The organism is Bacillus sp. JJ1521, from assembly GCF_036965165.1.
Taxonomy (GTDB): domain Bacteria; phylum Bacillota; class Bacilli; order Bacillales; family Bacillaceae_L; genus Ferdinandcohnia.
Genome location: NZ_JBALOX010000001.1, coordinates 64,259 through 81,887, shown reverse-complemented (window position 1 = coordinate 81,887; position 17,629 = coordinate 64,259). Strand labels below are relative to the sequence as shown.

Sequence of the window (17,629 nt, the reverse complement as noted above, 5' to 3'; positions counted from 1 at the left end):
CGAATCGGGTACGATTCCCCTAATCTTAGTAACCGCTTTCATTATTTCGACTGAACGCTCGCTCAATCTTGTCTGAAAGAGGGAGGTGCACCAGCGTACACCTCTCTCGTTTCTCTTATACTATTAAAAGTTTTACGGAAGTTTCCTATATTCCTATTTTACAACATCCATAGTGGAAGATAAATCACGAATTTCCATTAAGATGCAATTTCTTGTTGATCACCGACAACTGATCTCTCAAGGATTTCAGCAATATCGTAAGTGCTAATTTGGTCCTCTAATTCCTTCGCCTTCGTACCATCACTCAACATCGTTAAGCAATAAGGACAGCCAGAACCAATTGTGGTTGGGCTAACTGCAATCGCTTGTTCCGTTCTTGCTACGTTTATGCGTGTTCCTGTATCCTCTTCCATCCACATCAGACCGCCGCCTGCACCACAGCACATTCCTTTTTCACGGTTGCGTTCCATTTCAACGAGTTGCACACCTGGAATTTGTTTTAGGATTTCACGAGGTGGATCATAGACGTCATTGTAGCGCCCTAAGTAACAGGAGTCATGCCATGTGATGACTTCATTCACCGCGTGTTTAGGAACCAATCTGCCTTCTTTTACAAGATCATACAAAAGCTCTGTATGGTGGAAGACCTCCACACCTTCAAGCCCCATATCTGGATACTCATTTTTGAAGATATTGTATGCATGTGGGTCGATTGTGACAATCTTCTTCACTTCTGCCTTTTCAAATTCCGCGATATTGTTTGTCGCAAGCTCTTGGAATAAGAATTCATTTCCAAGGCGGCGTGGTGTGTCACCTGAGTTTTTCTCCTTGTTTCCTAAAATCGCAAACTTCACGCCCGCTTCATTCAGAAGCTTCGCAAAGGAAAGGGCGATTTTTTGGCTTCGGTTATCAAATGCACCCATGGAACCAACCCAGAATAGATATTCGAACTCTTCGCCTGCTTTTTTTGCTTCTTTTACAGTTGGTACGTGAACATCGTCACGTACGTCACGCCAATTTTCTTTTTCCTTACGGTTAAGACCCCAAGGATTTCCTTGACGCTCAATATTCGTCATCGCACGCTGTGCATCCGCATCCATTTTACCTTCTGTAAGAACTAAATAACGACGTAAATCAATGATTTTATCTACATGCTCGTTCATCACTGGACATTGGTCTTCACAGTTCCGGCACGTTGTACATGCCCAAATTTCTTCTTCTGTGATGACATCGCCAATTAAGCTTGGGTTGTAGGCTAATTCAGCAGTTGCAGCTGTTTCATTTGCGCCTTGGCTACTTGAAGCAAGTGCTAGCTGATTTCCCTTTGTATGATTGAATGCAACAGCCGGCACCCATGGTACACGTGAAGTGACGACTGCACCTGTTTCAGTTAAGTGATCGCGTAGTTTCACAATTAAATCCATAGGAGAAAGCATTTTTCCAGTGCCTGTTGCTGGACACATATTTGTACAGCGGCCACATTCGACACATGCATACAAGTCAACTAATTGTGTTTGCTTAAAATCTTCAATTTTTCCAACACCAAAAGTTTCCTGTGTTTCATCTTCAAAATCAATTTTTTCAAGCTTCCCTGGGCTTGTTTGTCTGCTTAAATACACATTCGCTGGTCCTGCAATTAAGTGTGCATGCTTTGATTGCGGCACATAGACAAGGAAGCTTAACAGGAAGATCAAGTGAATCCACCATGCGATATAAAAAATCACAATTGCAGCCGTTTCATTTAGCCCACCTAAAGCGAGCGAAATCACAGATGCAATCGGCTCCGTCCATGATGGATCGTGGCCATGCCAAACGATTCCAGCCCCATTTCCAAGTAAAACAGAAAGCATCAAACCACCGATAAATAAAAGAACAAGTCCTGATTTAAAGCCTCTTTTTAGACGTACAAGCTTTTCCACATAACGACGATGGAATGCCCATACGACGGCAACTAAAATCATAAATGTGACGATCTCTTGGAAAAAAGTAAACCCAGGATACAATGGCCCCAGTGGAAGATGGGAGCCTGGCTTTAAGCCCTTCCAAATAAAATCAATTGCCCCAAATTGGACTAGGAGAAACCCATAGAAAAACATGACGTGGATGACTCCACTTTTTTTATCCTTTAAAAGCTTTTTCTGTCCAAACACGTTGATCCAAATCCGCTCAAGGCGCTCCTTTACTTTTCCGTCAAACTCGACCTTTTTTCCAAGCTTGATATAAGCAACTCTAGTCTTAATGAGGTAGACAAAAAGATAAATTGCGTAAGCGGTTACAGATAGGAATGCAAGAAGATTGATAAGTAAGAGGGTATTCATGTTAAACTCCTTTCGTAAAGGGAATTAATTTTCTGACTATATACTTTCATTATATAATGAATGAGCATTCAGTCAACATTTTATTTTGAAATCTCAAATAAACATTCCAATTTTCGTATAAACTAAGTGAACCTTAAAAAAGGAGGGGTACATTTGTTACGAGCTATTTTCTGGATTGTCCTTATTATCATTATTCTATTACTGTTACTCCGCCTTGATTACAGTCTTGGAAGAAAAAGTCACCTAAAAAAACAAGTGGACGATCAATTCCCACTACGAAATAGCGATATCTCCCTTTATGCAACTGGAGAAACACTCTTCTCCGCTCTTTTTTCAGATATTCAAAACGCAACTGAACATATTCATGTCCAATTTTATATTTTGCAGGATGATGATGTTAGCAAGGATTTTGTGGCACTGTTAAAGAAAAAATCGGAACAAGGTGTTAAGGTTCGTTTGCTATTGGACTGGGTAGGCAGCCACAATGTCACGAAACAAATGGAAAAAGACCTAACCCGCTCAGGAGTAGCGTTTGCCTATAGCAATAAACCTAATTTCCCGTATTTTTTTTACAAGCTAAATGCACGTAATCACAGGAAGATTTCCGTTATCGATGGAAAAACGGGGTATATTGGTGGTTTCAATATCGGAAAAGAATATCTTGGTGAGGATCTGAAATTTGGGTTCTGGCGGGATTATCATTTGAAGGTGACCGGTGAAGGTGTTGCCGATTTGCAAACACAGTTTTTAGAAGATTGGTATGACACAATTAAGGAATCTGTTGAAAACCGCAACACCTATTTCCCACCGCTCCCTAAAGGAAAATCGCAAACGAGGTTCATTTCAACAAACGGGGCTTATCTCGAGGATGGTTTTGTCAGTATGATTAAACAGGCTGAAAAAGAAATCATCATCGGCTCACCATATTTTGTACCTAGCAAACAAATAAAAGAAGAACTAATAAATGCTGCGAAACGAAATGTTAAAATCCGAGTCCTTTTACCGAAAAAGCCAGATCATCCGTTTGTAAAAGAAGCGGCCATTCCTTATACGGATGAACTTTCAAAGGTTGGTATTCAGTTTTATATGTACACTAGGGGTTTTTACCACGCAAAAGTCATTTGTATCGATGACAAGCTTTGCGATATTGGTACTGCTAATTTTGATAAAAGAAGTCTATATTCTAATTATGAAATCAATTGTTACATCCATGACAAGGAAGTGATTAAAGAGATCAAAAAGGTTGTGGAGGAGGATTTTGCAACTTCAGATGAACTTACTCGGGATCGAATCAACGAACTGAAGTCGGAGAAAAAGTTCAAAATCAAAATTGCAACGTGGATTTCATTCTTTTTGTAGAGCTCGTTGCAAAATACTGTCACTATTTCAGGAATACTGTCACTATCTGAAAAATACTGTCACTATTCTAGATTTACTGGCACTATCCAAAAATTACTGTCACTAACAAAGTGAGGCACCCGCAACATGGGTGCCTCTTCTTTATTTCGGTACAAATTGAAAGAGCGGTACTATCCATTGGAATAACTTAAATCCCAAATAAACGCCAACTACTCCAGTAACCCCTGCGAGCGCTGGTGGTGCTGGGATCGGTAATTTTAGTAAAGCAAATAAAAATCCGACAATTATACCCGATATGAGTGCCAAGAGAACCTCTTTCATGTATGGAATCCTCCCCTTTTTTCCCCGAATTAACAAATCAGTAAAACCTCCACTAATTGAAGCTTCACTTACCCTCATTATTCCCGACAAAAAGGCCCTTTACTCAAAGTAAGGGCCTCAGGCAAAAGTATTACATTTTCTCAGGTGCAGATACACCAATTAATTTTAACGAGTTTTGCAATGTAATTTGAACTGCCTTCATTAACGCAAGACGGGCTTTTGTTTTTTCAGGATTGTCTTGATCAAGCACTTTTTCAGCGTTGTAGAAGCTATGAAGTGCAGCTGCAAGTTCATTAATATAGTTTGAGATGCGATGTGGAATTCGCTTTTCTGCCGCTTCTGTTACCGCCGCAGGGAATTCGCCAAGCTTTTTCAACAGATCAACTTCTTTTTCAGAATTGATATGTTCAAGTACATAATCGCCGTCTAAAACAATATTCATCTCATCACCAGAGCGAAGCATGCTGCAAATACGGGCATGCGCATACTGTGCATAGTAAACAGGGTTCTCATTTGATTGTGACACCGCTAAATCAAGGTCAAAATCAAGATGTGTATCAGAGCTTCTCATTGCGAAGAAGTAACGAACGGCATCTAAACCAACCTCTTCAATCAGTTCACGCATCGTTACCGCCTTACCGGTACGCTTACTCATCTTCATCTTTTCGCCATCTTTAAAGAGGTGAACAAGCTGAATGATTTCAACCTCAAGAGTATCTTTATCATAGCCTAGCGCCTGAATCGCTGCCTTCATACGAGGGATATACCCGTGATGGTCTGCTCCCCATACGTTAATTAGCTTTTCAAAGCCACGCTCAAGCTTGTCTTGGTGGTAGGCGATATCAGGTGTTAAGTACGTATACGATCCGTCATTTTTAATTAACACGCGGTCTTTGTCGTCGCCAAATGTTGTCGAACGGAACCAAGTCGCCCCACCCTCTTCAAATATATGACCTGCCTCACGAAGCGCACTGAGAGCTCTGTCAATTTTTCCGTTATGGTACAGAGAAGTCTCGGAATACCATACATCAAAACGCACTCGATACTCTTCTAAGTCCTTTTGAAGCTTCTCCATCTCATACTTCAAACCATATTCGCGGAAAAAGTCGAAACGTTCTTGTTCATCCATATTGACATATTTATCCCCAAATTCTTCAGTAAGTCGCTTTCCGATTCCTACGATGTCTTGGCCATGATAGCCATCCTCAGGCATTTCAGCGTCTTTGCCAAGGGCCTGTAAATAACGTGCTTCAACAGACTTCGCTAAGTTGTTGATTTGGTTACCAGCATCATTAATATAGTATTCACGGGACACATCATAGCCCGCTTTTTCTAAAATATTACTCAATGCATCACCAATCGCCGCCCCACGAGCATGTCCAAGGTGAAGGTCACCTGTTGGATTGGCAGAAACAAACTCCACCTGAACTTTTAGCTTATTGCCAACAGTTGTTTCACCGTATGCCTCACCAGCAGATAATATTGCCGGGATTAAATCCGTTAAATAGGAATTGTTCATATAAAAATTGATAAATCCAGGACCGGCAATTTCAATTTTTTCGATTGATGCTTTTGATTTATCGAAGTTCGCGACAATATCATCGGCAATCATACGAGGTGCCTTTTTTGCCACACGCGCTAGCTGCATCGCCATGTTTGTCGCGTAATCCCCATGTGCCTTATCCTTTGGAAGCTCCAATATTGCTTCAGGAATCTGATCTTCTGAAGCTAGTCCAGCTTTTAATACCGCATCTTTAATTTCCGCTTTCAAGCGTTCTTTTACTTGATCAACAACATTCATCTAGTTTCGCTCCTTAAATGTAATGGATATCTTATGTAATCCTGACTTTTCACCTTGAAGTGAAAGCTCATATGCTAAAAATAACGTCCCTTTACGAGAGTTTTTGTACCATTTGTATTCGATATTATTCGTTTTTGCGGTGAGGTCAAACGTCCCGAGCTGGTTTTGGAATGAACCGATTGTTGTTTCATTTTTCCTGTAAATCTGTCTCATTTTCAAAATTCCTGAACGCAGAATAAGAACCTCTTTTTCCGAGATTTTGATGACTGTTTTCACCGTACCCATTACTTGCTTTTCATCAAATTGCAGGTATGTCTTGTTACCCTTTATGTAGTATAGACCAATTGCGTCAAAAGCAACATTCTCTTTTCGCGGTCCGTCCTTAATTTCAGTTACAAATTTGAGTTCAATAGGTGTTCCTTCTTGACTCATTTTCACACTTCCTTATATGTCGTTAACTTTACTAGTATACGGTATTTAATGAATGGATTTCAAATTAAAAAAGAAAAACTCGGCCTTGGCCGAGTAATAGGTTTTATACTAGTATTATTGCTTTGTCACTTTGACATTCATGAAAATGTTGATTGCAAAAAGGATAATCGCAAGGGTGGTAATTGTACCGCCGACTGCAATGGCTGGTTCGACCGCTGTGTTTCCAAGTAGTAGCATCGTGAGTCCAATCATCATTACCGGTAAGCCAATGTTATGGAGCCAAAAATGTGTCTTTCCAAGCTTGGACTCTCCTGCCTGCGGAAACAAATAGTACAAAATCCCGGCTAGCCCCATGGATGCCCAGCCAAGTAGGTTAATATGAACATGGACTCCTGTTAATGTGTACGTGTGTGAAATCGACATACCCATCCCAATTAGAACACCAATCACAAAATACAAAGCGGCCATCTTCAAAAAGCGAATCCCTATCATCGAACTCCCCCTTTATTAGGTGAAAATGTAGTTCAAATGTATTATATTCACCTGATTCAAAGGAAGTGCCATAGTTGTAGAAATTAATTTCGCGAGGGACTATGGTCTCAGGGCTAAAAGCTGGGTCGGGATTGATGGAAATGTCTCTGAGTGCCTAGCTCAAAGACAAATTCTTTGTTGGGGTTGCCAGTAATGTCCCTGAGAGCATGTTTCGAAGACAAAAAACCTACAACCGCTATTCAAAATGTCTCCGAGAGGCTTCATCGGAGACACTTCGACGTTCGATTTCACTCAAATTGTCTTTGTGAGGCCTCCTTAAGAACATTTTCATCAATATATTAACTTTCAAAAAGAACCTTACCTGTTTTCGAAATATCATAATCTCCTAGTGAGTTTATTTCAGTTTGAAACGACTCGGAAGCTAAAATGGATTTTACAGTACGGATGAGTTCTTCATTTCGTGGTGTTTTTAGCATCACAAGGTCGTATCGTTCTGTTATTAAGGGAATAAAATCAATTCCTACTATTTTTGCTGCTTTTTCAATCCCAACACCAACATCAGCAGTTCCAGTGGAAACAGCAGAAGCCACGCTTAAGTGACTAGTCTCCTCTCGTTCATATCCATGTATGCTTGTTGCTGTTATTTGATTGATCCTCAGCTGTTCATCCAGCAAAATTCGAGCGCCAGATCCTTTTTCACGATTCACAATTTTTATCTTTTCCTTACTCAAATCTGTCCAATTAGAAAGACCTTGTGGATTTCCCCTTTGCACATAAAAACCCGCTTTTCTTGAAAGCAGATTGATCATTACATACGGGTAACTTACTAATATCTTTTTTGTATAGGGAAGATTATACTCTCCTGTATCTCCATCAAACATATGTAAACTCACAATATCACACTCTCCGTTATACATGGAGATGAGACTGTTCAGACTACCTGAATAAGAGCGAAGTGTCTTATATGTTGAATGCTGCTCAATGTACTTCCCAAGGATATCTAATACCATGTCCTGTCCACTTATCAAAATGCTCTTTGAAGTTATTGTTTCTGGTCTTTGTTGTTCTGATGGAAGAGCTGGGGAAGCCGAAGTTTTCATTGTCTTTTGTTGATTGATATATTGATGCAAATCCTTTGCATCCAACCGCATCTGCCTTCCCACTCGAAAAACAGGAAGTTCCCCTTTCTTAACAAGGTCATATACGGTTAATTTGGATACCTTTAATAACTGTGCTACTTCTTCTATTGTATAGGAAAGCTCATTTGGCATGTTTATCCCTCCTCCTCTCATTTTATCCCAACAATCCACAATATTGTAATACTACTTATTTCCTTCCTAGTTATATCTAGTTATAATTAGTTATAACTAGGAGAATGGTAAAATGAAAAAAACAATTCAATTCTTACTGCTGTTAATCTTGTTCTTTGTTATTGCAGCATGCTCAACTAATGATACCAAGGAGCAAGAAAATAACCAAAGCCTAGTTGAGACTCCAGAAGAGGTTGAGCTCACCATCTCTGCAGCAGCAAGTTTACAAGATGCTATCGTTGATTTACAAAAAGAGTTTAAGGAAGAATATCCAAATATTAAACTAGTCTTTAACTTTGGAGGCTCTGGTTCCCTTCAACAACAAATTTCACACGGTGCTCCGGCTGATCTCTTTTTCTCCGCTGCCATGGATAAGTTCGATACATTAATTGATGAAGGTCTCATTGACAAGGAAGATAGGGTACAATTATTAGGGAATGAAATTGTACTAATCGTTCCAAAGGATAATAAAAATGGAGTTACATCATTTGAAGATCTTTCAAACGCATCTAAAATTTCGATCGGTACGCCAGAGTCTGTACCAGCTGGACAATATGGGAAAGAAGCCTTGGAAAAAATGAATATCTGGACTAAGATTGAGGATAAAATTGTCTATGCGAAAGATGTTCGCCAGGTGCTTACATACGTGGAAACAAATAATGTAGATGCAGGAATTGTCTATAAAACAGATGCTGTTTCTTCTAATAAGGTGAAAATCATCGCAACAGCGGACGCCGATACCCATTCACCGATTATTTACCCTGTTGGTGTTATTAAAGATAGTAAACATCGGGAAGAAGCGCTAAAATTCTATGAATATCTTCAAACTGAAACATCCATTAAGACATTTGAGGAATATGGATTCAAAGGACTGAATGAAGCAAAATGACATCTGATTTTTGGTCACCGATCAAGCTTTCACTCGAAATAGCTACAGTATCAAGTATTATTGTATTAATAACTGGAATCCTTCTAGCTAGAGGAATGGCTCACACAAAATTCAAGGGAAAGGCAATTATAGAGACTATTTTTCTATTACCTTTGGTTTTACCCCCTACTGTTGTGGGATTTCTACTCATTATTATTTTCGGAAGAAACAGTGTAATTGGTCAAGGAATTGAGTGGTTCTTTGGTCAACCAATCATGTTTACATGGTGGGCTGCGGCAATTGCCTCCATCATCGTTTCCTTTCCACTTATGTACAATTCGGCGAAAGTCGGTTTTGAAAGTATTGATGTGGATATTGAGAATGCGGCACGTGTAGACGGTGCTGGGAAGTGGAAACTATTTCTGTTCGTATCCACTCCACTTGCTATGAAATCGATTATTTCAGGTGGTATCTTGAGCTTTGCAAGGGGCTTAGGTGAATTTGGAGCCACTCTCATGTTTGCCGGTAATATCCCCGGAAAAACCCAAACAACCTCGGTGGCCATTTATTTGGCGATTGATACAGGAAATATGCAACTTGCATGGTCGTGGGTCGCGTGTATGATTGGGATTTCGTTCATTATGCTGTTTCTTGTACATTTTATAAAATCCTAAGACAAAATGCCATGGATAGAATCCATGGCATTTGTCTTATTTCTATATCCATCCTAATATCATTTCACGAATCAACTTACTAGCTGTATTCGCAGTTTGTTCCGATGGGTCATAAATTGGTGCAACCTCCACCAAGTCCGATCCAACCACCCGAATATCTGATTTAGCAATCTCATGTATTGCACCTAATAGCTCTTTTGATGTAATTCCACCAGCATCGACTGTACCTGTTCCTGGTGCGTGTGCAGGATCTAATACATCAATATCAATCGTTACATATACAGGGCGGCCTGCTAGTTTCGGCAGCACCTTTTTCAACGGCTCAAGCACTTCAAACTTTGAAATGTGCATGCCGCTTTCCTTCGCCCATTGGAATTCTTCTTTCATTCCAGAACGAATCCCAAATGAAAATACATTCTCTGGTCCAATTAACTCTGCAATTTTACGAATTGGAGTGGAGTGTGAAAGTGCCTCCCCCTCGTAATTTTCACGTAAATCGGTATGAGCATCCATATGGATAATTGCAAGATCTGGATACTTTTTATATACAGCCTTCATCACCGGCCATGATACGAGATGCTCACCACCCATGCCAAGTGGATATTTTCCTGCCGCTAACACCTGATCAACGAAATCCTCTATCATATCAAGGCTTCGCTGCGGGTTTCCAAATGGCAACGGAATATCACCTGCATCATAGTACTTTACTTCGTCCAATTCTTTATCAAGATATGGGCTGTATTCCTCCAGCCCTATTGAAACTTCGCGAATTCGGCTAGGGCCAAATCGAGAGCCTGGACGGTAGCTTACTGTCCAGTCCATTGGCATGCCATAAATGACGGCTTCGCTCTCTTCAAAATTCGGATGGCTTTTGATAAATACATTTCCTGAATAAGCTTCATCAAATCTCATCGAAAATCCCCCATTATTTCGTTAAATCAGCAACGAATTTCGGTAGTACGAATGCTGCTTTGTGGATTTCTTTTGTATAATATTTTGTCTCGATCTCATGGAAGCGGTCATCGCTTACTTCTAGTGGATCATATTTTTTCGAACCAATAGTGAATGTCCATAGACCACTTGGGTATGTTGGGATATTCGCAAGATAAAGACGTGTGATTGGGAAAATTTCCTTCACATCACGTTGTACGTTTCTAATTAAGTCTGGTGTGAACCAAGGATTATCCGTTTGTGCAACAAATACACCGTCTTCTTTTAATGCCTTTGAAATTCCTGCATAAAAGCCTTTTGTGAACAGATTTACTGCTGGACCCACAGGCTCAGTAGAGTCAACCAAGATTACATCGTATTCATTTTCACTTTTTGCAATATGCATGAAGCCATCGTCTACCTTCACGTCTACACGTGGGTCCTCAAGCTTGCCTGCAATTTCAGGTAGGTATTTCTTTGAATACTCAATTACTTTTCCGTCAATATCTACTAAAGTTGCTTTTTTAACGTTTGGGTGCTTTAACACTTCACGGATTACCCCGCCATCACCACCACCAACAACTAGTACGTTTTCAGGATTTGGGTGCGTAAATAAAGGCACATGCGCTACCATCTCGTGGTAAACGAACTCGTCCACTTGTGTGGTCATAACCATGCCATCAAGAACGAGCATGTTGCCGAATTCCTCAGTTTCAATCATATCAAGCTTTTGAAACTCTGTTTGTTCTGTATGTAAGGTTTGTTTAATTTTTGCTGTGATACCAAAGCTTTTTGTTTGTTTCTCCGTAAACCATAATTCCATGTTCATAACATCCTTTCGATTGAAAAATTCAGGGATTCTATCCCTTTATCGTTCCCTATTCCTTCAAAAAAATTGATGTTTTTGCCCGGTTTTACTTAAGGGCAAAAGTTGATGGATTTGCCTTGGCGTATGTAAAGCTAGCTTCCGGATTTCTCTCAACTCAAAAAAGTATAGATGAATCCAGAGAAAATGCAAGAAAATTTTTCAAATTAATGTTTAAAATAGTGGAATTTTTTTCATACTGATTGATATATGCCCGAGAAAAATAGAAAAAGAGAGAGGTGAACCCTGGTGGAGCTTATCACAAATGATCGGATAAAAATCGCCCTTAAGATTTTACGCGCATGTCTTTTTATTGGCTTAATCGGCTGTACCCTGATGGCAGTCGGGATTTTAGGCGTGCTTTCCTATGCAAAAACCCAGGGGGCACCTCCTCTAGCGGTTCCGTTGTCGACCTTATTTTATGCCGAGGATGGAACTTTAATCGGGGAAGAACGCCACCAGGGTGAGACCCGCTATTGGGTATCACTTGATGATATGTCCGAGGCTGTTGTTGACGCGACAGTGTCGATTGAGGACCGAAACTTTTTTGACCATCATGGTTTTGACTACAAACGGATTGGCGGTGCCATCATTGCGGACATTAAAGCGATGGCAAAGGTCCAAGGGGCGAGTACTATTACCCAACAATATTCGAGAAACCTGTTTTTAGAGCATGAAAAAACATGGAATCGAAAACTAACCGAAGCCCTTTATACAATTCGGCTTGAGCAAAGCTATACCAAGAAAGAGATTTTAGAGGGCTATTTAAATACGATTTATTACGGACATGGTGTCTACGGAATTGAAGCTGCTGCAAATTACTATTTCGGAAAAAGAGCAAGCGAGTTGTCACTAGCGGAAGCATCAATGCTTGCCGGAATCCCAAAGGGTCCGACCCATTACTCTCCATTAGTAAATGAGGAAAAAGCAAAACAGCGACAACATGTCGTTCTTCGTTCAATGGTTGAGAATGGTGTCATTTCAAAAAAGACAGCTGAACAAGCTCGAGCAGAAAAACTTAGCTTGACGGGTAATAAATTCGTTGCACGCGAGGATATTGCTCCATATTTTCAGGATGTTGTAAAAAAGGAGCTCCACTCAAAATTGAAGCTTGACCAAAAATCAATTGAAACGGGCGGCTTACGTGTCTACACTACACTCGACCCAAAGCTTCAAAAAATCGCTGAGGAAAAAACCGTAAACATCATTAAGGAAGATTCGAAGATTCAGCTCGGATTTGTTGCAATGGATCCGAAAAATGGTGAGATTCGGGCGTTGATTGGCGGGAGAGATTTCGGGGAGAGCCCATTTAACCGGGCGACTCAGGCGAAACGTCAGCCTGGTTCAACCTTTAAACCATTTTTATACTACGCAGCACTTGAAAAAGGCTACACACCGTCAACACAAATTCGAAGCGAGCTCACAACATTTTCGTATGATAAAAATCGCTCAACCTATACACCACGGAATTATAAAAATTACTATGCCAACGACTCAATTACATTAGCACAGGCTATTGCCTTATCTGATAATGTGTACGCCGTAAAAACGCATCTTTTCCTTGGTGACGGTGAACTTGTTGACACTGCGAAAAAACTTGGAGTTACAAGCAAACTGAAGGATGTCCCTTCACTTGCACTAGGAACGTCTGGTGTTAGTGTACTTGAAATGGTCAATGCATACGCAACAATTGACAATGGCGGGAACCTTCATAAACCGATTTTTATCACCAGGGTTGAAAATTACAAAGGTGAGGTCATTTATGAAAATACCCCAAAACCTAAAAAGGTGCTTGATGAGGATCTCGCGTTTGTAACAACACAGCTAATGACAGGAATGTTTGATGAAAAATTAAATGATTATACATCTGTAACAGGGAGAACGATTAGCGATAAGCTGACACGATTTTACGCCGGGAAATCAGGATCAACTGACACGGATAGCTGGATGATTGGATACTCACCGCAGATTGTAGCCGGAATTTGGACGGGATATGACCAGAACGAAGAAATGACAATTGTGGCAGAAAAACAATATGCTAAAAATATTTGGGCCGGGTTCATGGAGGAAGCACATCAGGATATTGCGCCAAAACCATTTAAACCTACAGAAGGTGTTGTCGGGGTGTATGTAAATCCCGAGACAGGGTTGCTCCCAACAAAGGATTGCCCTGTTTCCAGACTTACTTTTTATAAAAAAGGAACTGAGCCAACGGAATATTGCTCGAAAAATGCAGAAGATGCGAAGAAGGAAAATCCAAAGAATAACGAAGAAAAAGAGAAGAAAGGCTTCTTTAAACGGATGTTTGATTGGTTTTAACACGATAAAGCGAAACCCCCAGACTGTGTAAGTCCTGGGGGTTTCTATGTCCTAGCCTCAATGTGTGTACATTGTAAATTTAGTGTACTTTATTTTATTAAAAAAGCTCAAGCTTTAGTACGTTTGTTCACTAAAATGTCACAATTAGAGAACCTTTATTCTACTTTTAGCCCCTCTTTTAGCTCGTCAGTAGAGTTATCCCAAATTTCTTTATTGTGATTGATTAAGAAGTTCGACAACAGCTTCTTTGATTTGTCATCCATAAAATCAACCATGATATGGCGTTTTAAAGATTTATCCATTTTGTTCACATGCTCAGGTAATGATTTATAGCCGCGGCGAATCGACCGATCAACTGTCATGTAACAAGCTGTTACACCCGCATAATATGGGCCCACTTCCTTGCGATCAATCGTTACCCAAACAAGCCAATATGGTTTTCCGTTAGGAACATCCTCTTTATTTGGTAGAAATTTAATACCTTTTTCGACGACGCTTCTTGCATGCATTGCACCAACATCAACGAAAACATCTTCATCGTCTATATCAACGAATACAGGTGAAATATTTTCAAGGCTCAGCGCCCCAATCCCATATCCTTTGTGACCATCTGTTGGATCATTTTTAATGATATTAAAGGCAACTTTTTTCTTATTTTGATCCACCATACATCCACCTTTCCCTTTTACTCATTACTTACTAGTTTATCATATGAATGTCTAATTTTATAATTGAAGGATTGGCCTGAAAATCGCGACCAATATACCTGAGATGGCGTTGACTCCACCGTGAAGTAACGGGTATAAAAATCGGTCCCCAAGTGGTGTAATCACCAATACTAAAAATAGTACAATTCCTAAGCCCTCATATTGTGTTAACCTTGGTCGAATTCGCTGTGGCACAAGGTCTTCTATGATGCGATACCCATCAAGTGGCGGGAACGGCAGTAAGTTAAAAATGAAAAGCACAATGTTTAATTGGACAAATAGATTAAAGAATGTTTCAAAACCTTCTCCTACCGACTCTGGTATTGCCGCAAACACGCCTACTCGAATAAATATGATATAAATGAGCAATGCTAGTGCTGCAGCGATCAGGTTACTTAACGGACCTGCAACTGAAACAAGGATTCCAGCAAGCCGTGGCCTTTTAAAATGAAATCGATTCACCGGTACAGGACGAGCCCAGCCAAACCCCGCAAGAAAAATAAGAATCGTACCAAACGGATCCAAGTGGGAAATTGGATTTAGCGTTAATCTCCCCTGCCGCTTCGCCGTATCATCGCCAAACTTATAGGCGACATAAGCATGTGCAAATTCATGAACCGTAAATGCAACCAAAAGTGAGATGACAACATACGGAATCAAGTTTAAGTCATAACGTAAAAAACCACTTAATTGTTCCACCAAATTTCTCCTTATTCTAGAAAAGTTATTATTTTCAGTATACAATATTCGTAATGCTTTATAAATCATAGATTGGAGAGATCAATTTGCCATACGTAACAGTCAAAATGCTAGAGGGACGCACTGAAGAACAAAAAAAGGCGCTCGTTGAAAAAGTAACAGCTGCTGTATCTGAAACAACTGGAGCTTCAGAGGAGAAAATTGTTGTGTTTATTGAGGAAATGACGAAAAATCATTACGCAGTGGCCGGCAAACGTTTGAGCGATGTAGAATAGAGATTATCAGGATGAGGATTGTTCCAATAATGGACAATCCTCATGTTTATCCATTACATTTAGACCCTTAGCGTGCCACGAAAACCCCTAGCAGCATAGTAGGAATCGGCCCCATTATGGTACACAAAGATAGTATCATAGCGACGATCACAAAAGATCGCTCCACCGAGTTTTCGAATGTTAGCTAGTGTTTGCACCCAACTTGATGTTTTCAAATCAAAATTATCGAGTTCCTGCAATTCTCGATATTGTTCTTCCGTTAACATCTCAATACCCATTTCATTTGCCAAATCAATTGCGCTATTTTCTGGCTTATGCTTCTTCCTCGACTCCAAAGCTTCACGGTCATAACATAAACTTCTACGACCTTTAGGACTTTCTGCTGAACAATCATAGAAAATGAATTCGTCATTACTTTGATCATGACCTACAACATCTGGTTCCCCACCGGTTCTTTCCATTTCATTAAGTGACCACAGTTTTTTAGGATTAGCCTCTAGCTTTGCTTGAACCTTTGCCCAATCAAGTCTTTTATGGCGGTGCATATTCTTATCAAAACGCGCCTTCAGTGTTTTGAATAATATTTCACGTTGTTCATGTGATAGCTCATTTTTAATGCTATTTTCTTTTGTCACGTATGTTTCCCCCCGCTATTTAAAAAATATTAACGCTCTGTTTATATTTTAACCAACAACCCATGATTTTCCACCCCACCAAAACACCTTTTAGGGAAAACTATCCTAAAACAATTTTATATAAAACTTGAAGTCTATAACGGAAACGAATATTATAGAAAAGGATTTTTAAATTGTTCGTCTTTTGGAGGTACATAAACGATGTTTAAATTATCAGAGCTTAATACCAGTGTAAAAAAGGAAGTTCTTGCAGGGATTACGACCTTTTTAACAATGGTGTATGTTGTTGTCGTAAACCCCGTAATTTTATCAGATGCGGGTGTTCCGTTTGAGCAGGTATTTTTAGCAACGATTATCGCAACTGTTGTTGGAACACTATGGATGGCGCTGTTTGCGAATTATCCAATTGCGATTGCTCCTGGGATGGGGTTAAATGCCTTTTTCGCGTACTCGGTTGTTGGTGCAAACGAAAACATTACCTACCATACAGCATTTGCTGCTGTATTTGTAGCTGGTATCATTTTTGTAATCCTATCGTTAACACCATTTCGTGAAAAATTAATTGAGGCAATTCCACCAAACCTGAAACACGGAATCACTGCAGGAATTGGTTTATTTATTGCATTTATCGGCCTAAGACTAACCGGAATAATTACCGCACACCCAACAAATCTAGTGACTCTAGGTGATTTACACTCACCACCTGTCATTTTAGCGCTCGTAGGGTTAGCTATCACCCTTATTCTCATGTCACGCAACGTAAATGGTGCCTTATTTTTTGGAATGATCATCACTGCCATTATTGCATATTTTACTGGACAGCTTGAGTTTAAAGAAGGATTCGTAAATGCGCCGTCACTTCCTGAAGGCTTAATTATCGCAAATCCATTTGCTGCAATAGTCGATGTGATTCAGTACGGTCTATACGCTGTTGTTTTCTCCTTTTTACTCGTTACCATTTTCGATACTACGGGAACGATGATTGGAGTTGCAGAACAGGCGGGGCTTATGAAGGGAAATGTCATGCCGCGTGCTAGACAAGCCCTACTTGCCGACTCAGTGGGTACAACGGTTGGAGCGATGTTTGGAACAAGCCCCACTAGTGCTTACATTGAATCGTCAACAGGGGTGGCTGCAGGTGGTAGGACTGGTTTAACTTCGGTTACCGTTGCAGTCCTCTTTGTACTAGCTGCCTTTTTCGGACCTTTAGTGAGTGCTGTTTCTGGTATTGCCGCTATTACAGCACCTACCTTAATCATTGTAGGATCCTTGATGATGGGAAGCATTAAGGACATTAGGTGGAATGAGATTGATGAGGCCTTCCCTGCATTTTTAATCATTCTCAGCATGCCACTTACATCAAGCATCGCAACTGGGATTGCATTAGGCTTTATTTCATACCCGCTCATGAAGGTTGTTAGAGGAAAATGGAGAGAAGTTCATCCGCTCTTGTATATTTTTGCAGTATTGTTCTTCTACCAACTTGCGTATTTACCTCATTGATACAAAAAACTTGGTAGTTCAAAGCTAACGGGTTCTGTTGATAGGGAGAAATTAATAAATATCATAGTAAAGAACATACTTTTTAACATCTACTTTAGAGGATGAAATACTATAGTAATTA

Annotated in this window: 17 protein-coding genes; 6 read left to right on the top strand and 11 right to left on the bottom strand. The window is 40.1% G+C overall.

Features of this window, described 5'->3' with window-relative positions:
* Window positions 1-197: 197 nt before the first annotated feature.
* A complete protein-coding gene (locus V7147_RS00395) occupies window positions 198-2,318 on the bottom strand; it encodes a (Fe-S)-binding protein (RefSeq protein WP_335365884.1) in 2,121 nt (706 codons plus the stop codon).
* Window positions 2,319-2,471: 153 nt separating this feature from the next.
* Between V7147_RS00395 and cls the strand changes: the two genes are divergently transcribed.
* Entirely contained in the window at window positions 2,472-3,677 is a 1,206-nt protein-coding gene (gene cls / locus V7147_RS00390) for a cardiolipin synthase (RefSeq protein WP_335365883.1), read from the top strand.
* A gap of 141 nt (window positions 3,678-3,818) precedes the next feature.
* On the opposite strand, the gene V7147_RS00385 is transcribed toward cls, so the two are convergent.
* From V7147_RS00385 to V7147_RS00365, 5 genes are all read right to left on the bottom strand, one after another.
* Window positions 3,819-3,998 (bottom strand): XapX domain-containing protein, encoded by a 180-nt coding sequence (locus tag V7147_RS00385; protein ID WP_335365882.1) that lies wholly within the window; start codon window positions 3,996-3,998, stop codon window positions 3,819-3,821.
* A 130-nt stretch (window positions 3,999-4,128) separates the two neighbouring features.
* Window positions 4,129-5,799 carry an arginine--tRNA ligase gene (gene argS, locus V7147_RS00380; RefSeq protein ID WP_335365881.1) on the bottom strand — a complete coding sequence of 557 codons (1,671 nt, stop codon included), beginning with the start codon at window positions 5,797-5,799 and terminating at the stop codon, window positions 4,129-4,131.
* Window positions 5,800-6,231 carry a DUF1934 domain-containing protein gene (locus tag V7147_RS00375; protein WP_335365880.1) on the bottom strand — a complete coding sequence of 144 codons (432 nt, stop codon included), beginning with the start codon at window positions 6,229-6,231 and terminating at the stop codon, window positions 5,800-5,802. It abuts the gene before it with no gap.
* 114 nt (window positions 6,232-6,345) lie between these two features.
* Window positions 6,346-6,723 carry a cytochrome-c oxidase gene (locus V7147_RS00370; protein WP_335365879.1) on the bottom strand — a complete coding sequence of 126 codons (378 nt, stop codon included), beginning with the start codon at window positions 6,721-6,723 and terminating at the stop codon, window positions 6,346-6,348.
* Between the two features lie 338 nt (window positions 6,724-7,061).
* Window positions 7,062-7,994: a helix-turn-helix transcriptional regulator gene (locus V7147_RS00365; protein ID WP_335365878.1), complete on the bottom strand. Its 933-nt coding sequence runs from the start codon at window positions 7,992-7,994 to the stop codon at window positions 7,062-7,064.
* Window positions 7,995-8,106: 112 nt separating this feature from the next.
* Here V7147_RS00365 and modA point away from each other — a divergent pair, with 112 nt between their 5' ends.
* Window positions 8,107-8,922: a molybdate ABC transporter substrate-binding protein gene (modA, locus tag V7147_RS00360; RefSeq protein ID WP_335365877.1), complete on the top strand. Its 816-nt coding sequence runs from the start codon at window positions 8,107-8,109 to the stop codon at window positions 8,920-8,922.
* A complete protein-coding gene (gene modB / locus V7147_RS00355; protein ID WP_335365876.1) occupies window positions 8,919-9,575 on the top strand; it encodes a molybdate ABC transporter permease subunit in 657 nt (218 codons plus the stop codon). Before modA ends, modB begins: the two co-directional genes overlap by 4 nt.
* A 42-nt stretch (window positions 9,576-9,617) precedes the next feature.
* On the opposite strand, the gene speB is transcribed toward modB, so the two are convergent.
* The gene (gene speB / locus V7147_RS00350; protein ID WP_335365875.1) at window positions 9,618-10,487 is read right to left on the bottom strand and encodes an agmatinase; all 870 of its coding nucleotides are present in this window, start codon (window positions 10,485-10,487) and stop codon (window positions 9,618-9,620) included.
* Window positions 10,488-10,500: 13 nt separating this feature from the next.
* Window positions 10,501-11,328 (bottom strand): spermidine synthase, encoded by an 828-nt coding sequence (gene speE, locus V7147_RS00345; protein WP_335365874.1) that lies wholly within the window; start codon window positions 11,326-11,328, stop codon window positions 10,501-10,503.
* Window positions 11,329-11,619: 291 nt separating this feature from the next.
* Here speE and V7147_RS00340 point away from each other — a divergent pair, with 291 nt between their 5' ends.
* Window positions 11,620-13,689 carry a transglycosylase domain-containing protein gene (locus V7147_RS00340; RefSeq protein WP_335365873.1) on the top strand — a complete coding sequence of 690 codons (2,070 nt, stop codon included), beginning with the start codon at window positions 11,620-11,622 and terminating at the stop codon, window positions 13,687-13,689.
* 155 nt (window positions 13,690-13,844) lie between these two features.
* Here V7147_RS00340 and V7147_RS00335 read toward each other — a convergent pair whose 3' ends face one another.
* Entirely contained in the window at window positions 13,845-14,357 is a 513-nt protein-coding gene (locus V7147_RS00335; RefSeq protein WP_335365872.1) for a YwhD family protein, read from the bottom strand.
* Between the two features lie 57 nt (window positions 14,358-14,414).
* On the bottom strand, window positions 14,415-15,095 hold the full coding sequence (locus V7147_RS00330; RefSeq protein ID WP_335365871.1) for a site-2 protease family protein: 681 nt from the start codon (window positions 15,093-15,095) through the stop codon (window positions 14,415-14,417).
* 86 nt (window positions 15,096-15,181) lie between these two features.
* On the opposite strand from V7147_RS00330, the gene V7147_RS00325 reads away from it, so the two are divergent.
* Window positions 15,182-15,370, top strand: a complete 189-nt coding sequence (locus V7147_RS00325) for a 2-hydroxymuconate tautomerase (RefSeq protein WP_335365870.1) — start codon at window positions 15,182-15,184, stop codon at window positions 15,368-15,370.
* Window positions 15,371-15,429: 59 nt separating this feature from the next.
* On the opposite strand, the gene V7147_RS00320 is transcribed toward V7147_RS00325, so the two are convergent.
* Window positions 15,430-16,005: a DUF4256 domain-containing protein gene (locus V7147_RS00320; RefSeq protein ID WP_335365869.1), complete on the bottom strand. Its 576-nt coding sequence runs from the start codon at window positions 16,003-16,005 to the stop codon at window positions 15,430-15,432.
* Between the two features lie 201 nt (window positions 16,006-16,206).
* On the opposite strand from V7147_RS00320, the gene V7147_RS00315 reads away from it, so the two are divergent.
* The gene (locus tag V7147_RS00315; RefSeq protein ID WP_335365868.1) at window positions 16,207-17,508 is read left to right on the top strand and encodes an NCS2 family permease; all 1,302 of its coding nucleotides are present in this window, start codon (window positions 16,207-16,209) and stop codon (window positions 17,506-17,508) included.
* Window positions 17,509-17,629 lie beyond the last annotated feature (121 nt).

Excerpts from the sequence above, each read along its gene's own strand:
- V7147_RS00385 (WP_335365882.1), bottom strand. The coding sequence starts at position 3,998 with ATGAAAGAGGTTCTCTTGGCACTCATATCGGGTATAATTGTCGGATTT.
- V7147_RS00315 (WP_335365868.1), top strand. The coding sequence starts at position 16,207 with ATGTTTAAATTATCAGAGCTTAATACCAGTGTAAAAAAGGAAGTTCTT.
- V7147_RS00335 (WP_335365872.1), bottom strand. The coding sequence starts at position 14,357 with ATGGTGGATCAAAATAAGAAAAAAGTTGCCTTTAATATCATTAAAAAT.
- argS (WP_335365881.1), bottom strand. The coding sequence starts at position 5,799 with ATGAATGTTGTTGATCAAGTAAAAGAACGCTTGAAAGCGGAAATTAAA.
- V7147_RS00370 (WP_335365879.1), bottom strand. The coding sequence starts at position 6,723 with ATGATAGGGATTCGCTTTTTGAAGATGGCCGCTTTGTATTTTGTGATT.
- V7147_RS00365 (WP_335365878.1), bottom strand. The coding sequence starts at position 7,994 with ATGCCAAATGAGCTTTCCTATACAATAGAAGAAGTAGCACAGTTATTA.
- V7147_RS00395 (WP_335365884.1), bottom strand. The coding sequence starts at position 2,318 with ATGAATACCCTCTTACTTATCAATCTTCTTGCATTCCTATCTGTAACC.
- modA (WP_335365877.1), top strand. The coding sequence starts at position 8,107 with ATGAAAAAAACAATTCAATTCTTACTGCTGTTAATCTTGTTCTTTGTT.
- modB (WP_335365876.1), top strand. The coding sequence starts at position 8,919 with ATGACATCTGATTTTTGGTCACCGATCAAGCTTTCACTCGAAATAGCT.
- speB (WP_335365875.1), bottom strand. The coding sequence starts at position 10,487 with ATGAGATTTGATGAAGCTTATTCAGGAAATGTATTTATCAAAAGCCAT.
- V7147_RS00375 (WP_335365880.1), bottom strand. The coding sequence starts at position 6,231 with ATGAGTCAAGAAGGAACACCTATTGAACTCAAATTTGTAACTGAAATT.
- speE (WP_335365874.1), bottom strand. The coding sequence starts at position 11,328 with ATGGAATTATGGTTTACGGAGAAACAAACAAAAAGCTTTGGTATCACA.